3 protein-coding genes are annotated in these 8,801 nt (G+C 76.5%); 2 read left to right on the top strand and 1 reads right to left on the bottom strand.

Features of this window, described 5'->3' with window-relative positions:
* Positions 1 to 181: 181 nt before the first annotated feature.
* The gene (locus ACG2DA_RS03085) at positions 182 to 2,428 is read right to left on the bottom strand and encodes a hypothetical protein (protein WP_395253999.1); all 2,247 of its coding nucleotides are present in this window, start codon (positions 2,426 to 2,428) and stop codon (positions 182 to 184) included.
* 290 nt (positions 2,429 to 2,718) lie between these two features.
* Between ACG2DA_RS03085 and ACG2DA_RS03080 the strand changes: the two genes are divergently transcribed.
* The gene (locus ACG2DA_RS03080) at positions 2,719 to 4,803 is read left to right on the top strand and encodes a sigma 54-interacting transcriptional regulator (RefSeq protein WP_395253998.1); all 2,085 of its coding nucleotides are present in this window, start codon (positions 2,719 to 2,721) and stop codon (positions 4,801 to 4,803) included.
* Between the two features lie 197 nt (positions 4,804 to 5,000).
* Complete coding sequence (locus tag ACG2DA_RS03075; protein ID WP_395253997.1) at positions 5,001 to 8,774, top strand: protein kinase; 3,774 nt, start codon at positions 5,001 to 5,003, stop codon at positions 8,772 to 8,774.
* Positions 8,775 to 8,801: the final 27 nt, after the last annotated feature.

The raw sequence follows: 8,801 nt of genomic DNA, 5'->3' as shown, positions 1-8,801 counted from the left end.
CCCGCACCACCGACCGGCTGTGGGAGCTGTGCGGACAGGTCTTGGATTTGTTCCCGCCCGAGCAGTGCCGCAACTACCTCCGCCACTGCGGCTACAGCTAGAGATAACCACGGGACGCACTAGGCGGCGCACTTTGAGGGTGAATCGCGCCGCCTAGCGGCGACGGCGAACCGGGAGGCCCCTACCGCAGCGTTGCGGTCGCCCAGCCGTCGGCGAGTTGGAGGGAGGCCAGCCGCAGTTTGATGCGGGTCTGGGAGTCCGTCGCCACCACGGTGTTCGCCGGGACGACGGACTGCTCTGGGATCGCGTCGCCCAGCCGGGCCCGCAGCACCCGGGCGATCGCCTGCTGGCGGAACCGACTCTCCGGCCGGCCCAGCGGGGCGACGGACAGGCTGCCGCGGGTCAGTTCCAGGTCGCCGGCCTCCGTGAGGTTCACGGCGAACGGGATCGACACCCGCTGCGGCGGCACGTCCTCGCCCGGCGTGCCGTCTTCCTTCGGCGGAGCCTTCAGGCCGACCCGCACCGTCAGGATCACGGAGTCCGCGGCGAACCGCACCCGGATCGGGTCGGCGGAGGCGAAGGTCAGCGTCGGCGGCGGTTCCTCGCCCACGCTGGGCTCCGCCGGCTCCGGCGCCGGGATCGTGCGGCCGAACAGCTCCCCGAAGAACTCGCGGATCACCCCGCCCAACTCGTCCGGCGTGAGCGTCCGCCCGGCGAGGTCCAGCCGGTCGGCGTTGTTGTTCAGGGCGCTCTGGTGGAGTTGGACGACGACGCCGTCCTCCACATACGGCCGCTGCGGCGGGGCCGGGGCGGCGAGTTCCTCCTCGTTCGACATCCGCCCGAAGACCCGCAGTTCCCGCTCCGTGCTGGAGATCGTCTCCCGCGACGGAGCCACGCCCAGCCGGGTCGCCCGGCGGCGGAACAGGCCGCCGACCCGGAGGTTCACCACGTCGAACTGCTCGTCGAGCTGCCGGTCGAGCTGCGGCCGGAGTTCCCCCTCGAGCTGCCGCTCCACGCGGGCCAGCGCCGCGGGCTGGCGGCGGCCGGCCTGGGCGAACGCCTCCCGCTGGATCACCTCCCGCAGCAGGCCGCCGGCGAGGTCGTCGTAGGCGGTCTCGATCGCGGTGTTTTGGAGGAACGGGTCGACGTCCACCCGCGTCCGGCCGGTGCGGAACCGGGTGCCGTCGTAGACGACCGGCTTGCTGGCGACGAACCGGTGCCGGCCGGCGGTGGAGACGCGGGCCTGGCGGGTGCGGGCGATGGTGTCGGTGCGGGCCACGCCGTTGAGGGTCACCTCAAAACGGGCGGCGCCGACCTCCGGCTTCACGTCGACGTCCACATCCACGACGGTCTCCTGCACGCCCCGCACCCGGGCGCCGAAGGCGACGTCCGAGACCGGGCCGGTCTCCCGCCGGGTCTGGGCGACGAACCGCCGCAGAAAGCCCTCGCTGACGGCCACGCGGTAGTTGTCGCCGTCGTAGAGGTCTTCAACGAACTCCGCGATCGGCTCCGCGGCCGAGGGGGCGACGGCGGCGAGATCCGCGGCGGCGCCGGTCAGGGCGCGGGCGGCCTCGTCAGTGGCGTCCGCCTCGTACCGCTCGAACGCCTGCACGAACTGCCGCAGCGCGACGGTCGCCGCGTCCAGCGCCCGAGGCGATTCGTCGGCGCCGCTGCCGGCCGGGGCGAGCGCCGCCCGGACCGCCGCCGCCGACGCCAACCGCCGCCACGCCGGCCGCGCGAGGAATTCCGCCTGCTCCGCGTCGTAGACGGTCGGGTCGGCAAGGTCGTTCGCCACCGCCGTCAGGATTCGCCCGGCGTTCTCCCCGTCCCGCCCCGCGGCGATCGCCTCCAGCCGGTCGGCCCGGGCGACGGGCAACCAGCGCTCCCCGCCGGGGATGGCGGCGAGGTCCGCCCGCAGCGTGGCGAGAGCGTTGTCCAGCCGGGCGTTCGCCCCCTCGCGGGCCACGTCGAGCGGCGTCTTCTGCGCCGCGGCGAGGGCGTCCAGCGTCGCTGCCGCCAGCCGCGTCCGCCGCTCCAGCGGGCCGCGGACCTCCCGCAGGGCGGGCCGCAGCGGGGCGAACCGGCGCTCGTCCGCCGCGTCCTCCAATTGCCGGACGGCGCTCCGCAGCACGGCGATCGCCGTCCGCTGCCGTGCCGCCGACGCGTCCGTGCGGTACAGCGTGGTAACGGCCCGGGAAGTCGCCTCGCCCCAGCCCGCCCAGTCCTCGCCCAGCGGGGCGAAGGCGTAGCGGTCGACCGCCGCCGGCACGCTGCCGGGGAAGACGTCGGCGAGCGACGGGCCGTCCGCCGCCGCGGGTTCGATCCGCCCCCGCTCCACCGGGGCCGGGGCGAACGGGGCCGGGGCGAAGGAGGCCGGGAGCAGCGACGCCGCGGCCGCGATCAGCAGGGCCGCGGGGGTGGAGGCCATGGCGGGGCGAGGGCGAAACGGGGCGAGCGGACCGACACGGCATCGGCCGCGACGGGCCGCGGCGGCCGGTCGCATGGTCGCCGCCGAACCGACCGGATCAATGCGCAGACTTTGCCACCGCAGCGGTCCGCGGGAGCGCCGCCGGCGCCGTCCGCGGCGGGGGAAAGGCGAGGAGGAACGCGATTCGAAGGGCTCGGGGGGACGCCGGCGGGGCGGCCGGGACGGGGACCGGCGGGGACGTTCCCGCTCCGGGTGCGAGACGCGGGGCGGACCGCTACCGTCGCCTTTCGATGACCGCCGACTCCGCCACGATCTCCCAGACGCGCCGCTCGCCGGGCGAATCCGGCGGCGCTCCCCGGCCGCCGGCCGTGCTGCCGGCCGCCGCCCTGGACCGCAACGCCGCGCTGGCCCCGGCCGCCGCCCTCGCGCGGGCGGCGGGGGCGCTGGCCCGCCGCACCGACGGGGACGCCGCGGGCGCCGACGCCCTCGCCGCCGCCGCCCTGCCGGAGATCGCCGCCGCGGTCGGCGCCCGGGCCGCCGTGCTGATCGGCCCCCCGCCGCACTTCCGCCCGGGCAGCTCCTGGGGCCGGGACGGCGAGCTCCCGCCGCGGGAGACGCTGGCGGACTGCCTGGACCGGGACGCCGCCCGCCTCGTGCCCGCCGGGGACGACGAGACCTGCACGACGATGATCCTGCCCGGCGGGGCGCCGGCGCTGCCGATCGCCGTGCTGACCGGCCGCGGGCTCAATCCCACCGACCTGCCCGGCGCCTGGGCGGCGATCCGCTGCCTCGCCGCCCTGCTGCCCGGCGCCGGGGCCGCCGAGAACGCCGCCGGCCGGGCCGCCCGGTTCGAGCGCCTCGCCGCCGCCGCGGCCCGGCTGTCGGCGGTGAAGGAGTCCGGCCCGCTGCTGGAGGCCCTCGCCTCGGCCGCCTGCGACCTGCTCGACTGCGACCGGGCCAGCATCTTCCTGCACGTGCCGGACCCGGCCTCCGACCGCGACGGCGGCGGCCGGACCGGCCCCGGGCAACTGGTGGGACGCCCGGCCTTGGGGGTGGAGGGGGGCGAACTGTCGATCCCCGCCGACGCCGGCGTGGTCGGGGAGGTGTTCCACAGCGGGGAGCCCGCCCGCGTCGCCGACGCCGCGAACGACCCCCGCGTCGCCGCCGCGGTGGACGACCGCACCGGCTACGAGACCCGCACGCTGCTGGCCGTCCCGCTGTACCCGCCGGGCTCGCCGGCCGGCGGGGCGCCGATCGGGGTGTTCGAGGCGATGAACAAGGCGGAGGGGGCGTTCACCTCGCTGGACGAGGAGATCCTCGCCGCCCTCGCCCCGCACGCCGCCTCGGCGCTGGCGAACGCCACGGAGCGGGACGCGCTGGTCCGCAGCCGGGACGCCGCCGCCGCCCGGGCCGCCGACGCCGCCGACGGCCGCATCCGACTGATCGGCGAGTCGCCCGCGGTCGCCACGCTGCGGGACACCGTCAACCGCCTCGCCGCGACCGATCTGCCGGTGCTCGTCACCGGGGAGTCCGGCACCGGCAAGGAGGTCGTCGCCACCTGCCTGCACGACCGCGGCCCCCGCTCCAACGGCCCGTTCGTCGCCGTGAACTGCGCCGCCCTCACGGAGTCGCTGCTGGAAAGCGAGCTGTTCGGCCACGAACGCGGCGCCTTCACCGACGCCCGCGAGGCCCGGCCGGGCAAGTTCGAACTGGCCGACGGCGGCACGCTGTTCCTCGACGAGATCGGCGACATGAGCCCCGGCGGACAGGCCAAGCTGCTGCGGGTCCTGGAGCAGCGCGTCGTCACCCGGGTGGGCGGATCGAAGCCGATCCCGGTCGACGTGCGGGTCGTCGCCGCGACCAACGCCGATCTGGCGGAGAAGGTGGCGAACAAGTCTTTCCGGGCGGACCTGTACTACCGGCTGGGCGTGGTCACGCATCACCTCCCGCCGCTGCGGGAACGGCCGGAGGACGTGATCCCGCTGGCGGAGCACTTCCTCGCCACGTTCGCCGCCAAGGCCGGCCGGCCGCTGCCGCGGCTGTCGGCGGAAGCCCGGAAACGGCTCCAGGCCCACGCCTGGCCCGGCAACGTCCGGGAGCTGCGGAACACGATCGAGCGGGTCGTCTACCTCGGCAACGGCGACACGGTCGAACCGGCGGAGCTCACCTTCCTGCTGGCCCCCGGCCGCCCCGGCACGGCCGGCGCCGGCGGGGAGGCGAAGCTCACGGAGGCCACTCGCGACTTCCAGCGGGAGTTCATCGCCGCCGCCGTGGATCGCGTCCGCGGCAACATGAGCGAGGCCGCCAAGCTGCTCGGTCTGCACCGCAGCAACCTGTACCGCAAGATGAAGCAACTCGGCATGGAGGGCGATTGAGCCGGCCCCGGAACCGTCCGGTTCCGCCCGCCCGACGCGGCGGCGGGGGACCGCGGCGGAGGCCGGTCGGCCGCGTCGGGTTAGGCGGGAGAACGGCGTCGGCGACCGCGGCGCAGCCGGGGGAAAGGCCGGCAAGGCATACCCCGGCCGCCCCCGCGCGGTAATCTGTTCGGTCCCCCTTCTTCCCACAGACCTCCATGGCAGACGCCGCCCCGCCGAAGCAGCTCGGGAAGTACCGCCCGGTCAGGAAGCTCGGGGCCGGCGGAATGGGGGTGGTCTATCTGGCCGAGGACGTGGAGCTGGGCCGCACCGTCGCCCTGAAGGTGCTCCCCAAGCGGCCGGACATGCCCGCCAACCTGATCGCCCGCTTCCGCAGCGAGGCCCGGGCCGCCGCCCGCCTGCACCACCCCGGGATCGTCACGGTTTTCGACAGCGGGGAAACGGACAGGGCCCTCTACATCGCCCTGGAGTACGTCGACGGCAAGGACGTCGACCGCCTGCTCAAGACCCGGGAGCGGCTTCCCCACAAACGGGCCACGGACCTCGTCCGCCAGATCGGCGAGGCTCTCGTCCACCTGCACGAAAAGGGCATCGTCCACCGGGATATCAAGCCGTCGAACATCATGGTTCGACGGGACGGCTCCGCGGTGCTGGCGGACCTCGGGCTGGCGCGGGCGGTGGAGGAGGAGGCCGAGGGCGGCATCACCCGCGCCGGGTACACCGTGGGGACGGTGGACTACATGGCGCCGGAGCAGGCCAAGAACAGCCGCAACGCCGACGTCCGCAGCGATCTGTATTCGCTGGCGTGCTCCTGGTTTCACATGCTGACCGGCCGCATCCCCTACCCCGGGGACTCGCTGACGGCGAAGTTGTCCGCCCATGACAATGAGCCGATCCCGGACCCGCGGAGCCTGCACGACGACATCCCGGACAGCTACGTCGCGGTGCTCCAGCGGGCGATGGCGAAGAACCCGGCGGACCGCTACGCCACGCCGCAGGAGTTCCTTGACGACCTCGAACTGGCCCGCAGACGCCGGGGATCGGTCAGCAGCGACCTGCTGAAGGACCTGGCCGACAGCCACGACGACGAGGACGTCGCAGCGCTGCTCGCCGACCAGGAAGACGAAGCCGAGGCCGCGGCCCGCTTCGCCGGCGGAGACGAGGAGGACGAGGACGAGGCGGAGGACCTCCCCACCAGCCGTCGCGGTCGGAAGAAACGGCGGACGCGACGGGAAAAAGCGGACCGCGCGGCCGCGCCGGCCGGCGAACGACCCGCCGCCGACGTCCTCGAAGAGGAGGACGAGGACGGCTCCGGCCCCCGCCGCCGCCCGGCGAAGAAACGCAGCGGCGCGAAAGGTCCGGCGGCCCGCCCCGCCCTGCGGGCTGGCGAGCTGCCGGTCGCCGATCCGAGCGCCGCCAGCGACGAGGACGACTCCTCCCCCCGCCGCCGCAAGCCGGCCGGCGCTTCGAAGGGGGACAACAGGGGCCTGAATCCGCTGCTGATTCGCAACGCGTTGATCGGCGGCGGCGTGCTGGTCTTATTGATCGGGGCCGTTCTACTGGCGGCGAAGTTCAGCGGGGCGTTCGGCGGTCCGCCCCGCGTCGTGGACGGCCCGCGGGACGGCGCCGGAGAGGCCGCCGCCGCGGCCGCGAGCGCCGCGGCGGACGCAACGAATCCCGACGATCCGAAGGCGGAGGCCACGCTGGTGCGGGAAGCGGACGACCGCCCCGCGCCGCAGCGCGTCCCGGAAGACCCCGCCGCCGCCCCGGACTGGGTTGGGGAGCTGCCCGCCGCCCGCGGCCCGGAGGTGACCGTCGTCGCCGGCGCCGCCGACCCGAACCCGACCGGCGCCCCCCGGGCCGCCTCCCTCGCCGCCGCCCTCGCTGAGCTGCCGGCCGCCGGCGGCACGGTGACGCTGCGGGGCGTCGGCCCGTTCACCCTCCCTCGGCTCGACCTGCCGGAGGGGGCGGACGTCCGGCTGCGGGCCGGCGGCGGCGACGAACCAATCGTCAACGCCGCCGCCCTGCCGCCCGGCGCCGCCGGCTGGCTGCGGGCCCGGGGCGGCTCGCTGACGTTGGAGAACCTGCACATCGTCTTGCCGGAACGCGCCGGCGACGGCCCGACGCCCGCCCTGATCGAGGCCGCCGCGGCGACCGCCGTTCTCCGCGGCGGCTCCGTGACCGACCGCGGCGACGCTCCGGCGGTTGCGGTCCGGGCGGCCGGCGGCGGTGCGACCGCTGCGCACGTGCTGTTGGACGGAACGATCCTCCGAGGAAACGCCCTGACCGGCGTGAGCCTCGCCGGCGGACCCGCGGACCTGTTCGCGGAAAACTGCCTGCTGGCCTGCGGCGACGGCCCGGCCGTCGCCTTCCCGCCGGACGCCACGGCCTCCGAGGGCGCGGCCCGCCGGAACCGGCCCGCCGCCCGCGGCGGGGCCGTGCACTTCATCGCCTACCGCACCGCCGTCTCCGCCGGCGTGCATGCGACCGCGAAGCCGTCGGCCCCCCGGCGCTCCGCCCGGTTCGTCAACTGTGTGGGCGTGTTCCGACAGGCCGCGGTCGTCGTCCCGCCGGGACCGGGAGGTCCGCCGGCGGTGACGCTCGCCGGGTGCGCCTTCGGAGCGGCGCCGGGCGTGGAGGGCGTCCCCCTGCTCTCCCCGCCGGAGGCCGACGTGAAGTGGACCGTGCAGGGCGGCGCCCTCGCCGGGCTCGCCCCGCCGGCCAGTCTGGAGGCCCCCGGCCGGTCCGCCGGCTGGGAGGGGGAGCCGATCGCGAACTTCGCCGCCCTCGACCCCGCCCGGTTCGCGCCCGCCGGACTGGAGGTCGCCCCCGGTGCGGCCCCGACGGGGTGGAGCCTGCCCGCCCCGGCCGTCGCGGCCCGCGGCGAGGCCGGTCGCCGCCTGCCGGACGACCCGGCGGCGTGGTCCCGCCTGTTTCCCGACGCCCCCGTCGTGGAGACGACCGCCCTCCGCCTCGACGACGAACTGGCGAAGAACCACCCGGACGGCACGACGCTGCTGGTGACCGGCGGCCGGCGGGTGCGGCTGCGACCGGCGAAAATCGTCGGCCGTTCGCTGCGGATCGTCGGGAGGGCCGAGGAGGACGGCGACACGCCGCTGATCACCGCCTCCACGGCCGCCGGCAGGGCCCCCACCCTCGCCGTGGAGGACGGCCGGCTGGAACTGATCAACCTCACCCTGGAGGCCCGCGAGGACCGCACCGGCGCCGGTCCGCTGATCGCCGCGGACGGCCCCTCGGCGCTGGCGGTGGTCCGGCGGTGCGAGTTGCGGGCCGGCTCCGGCGACGCCGCGGCGGTGCGGGTCCGCGGCGGGGCGGCGGTTTTGACCGGCACGCTGCTGCTCGGCGAGGGGGCCGCGGGGCTGTTGGAGGCGGACGGCGGCGGGATCGCCCTGACGAACTGCGGGCTGGTCACGCCGGAGCCGGCCGTGCGGTTCGCCCCGGAGGGCGGCGGCGCCGTCGCCCTGACCCGCTGCACGATCTCCGCCGGCGGCCCGGTATTCGACGCCTCCGGCGGGGACGGGAACGCCCCCGCGGCGGTCGCCCTGACGGAGCGCTGCCTGTTCCTGCCGCCCCCGCCCGGCGGGCCGGGTCGGGTGGCCCTGACCGCCGGCGGGGCGACGGTCTGGGGCGCGGCCAACGCCTTCGCCACCGCCTACGCCCCGCCGCCGACGCTCGGCGACGGCCCCCCCGGCCCGGCCGGCGGGGAGCGGGACGCCCGGACCGGCTCCTCCGCCGTCGTGCTGGAACGGCCCCGGGTGCCGGACTGGAAGGTCGTCGACGCCGCCGACCTCGCCCCCGCCGCCGGCTCCGCCGCGGCGACCGACGGGCTGGGCGCCGGAGTCGACCTCGGCCCCGGCGAGGAGGTCGCCGTCGCCGGTCTGCCGGTCGGCTCGAAGCCCGCGACGCCCCGCGGCAACGCCCCCCGACCCGCGACGGGGCCGAATTTTTGAGCGGGGCGGGGCAGGACTCGGGAGACG

It is taken from the genome of Alienimonas sp. DA493, from assembly GCF_043951915.1.
In the GTDB taxonomy this organism is placed as follows: Bacteria; Planctomycetota; Planctomycetia; order Planctomycetales; family Planctomycetaceae; genus Alienimonas.
The sequence above is the reverse complement of the archived record's forward strand: the minus strand, read 5'-3'. Positions and strand labels throughout refer to the sequence as shown.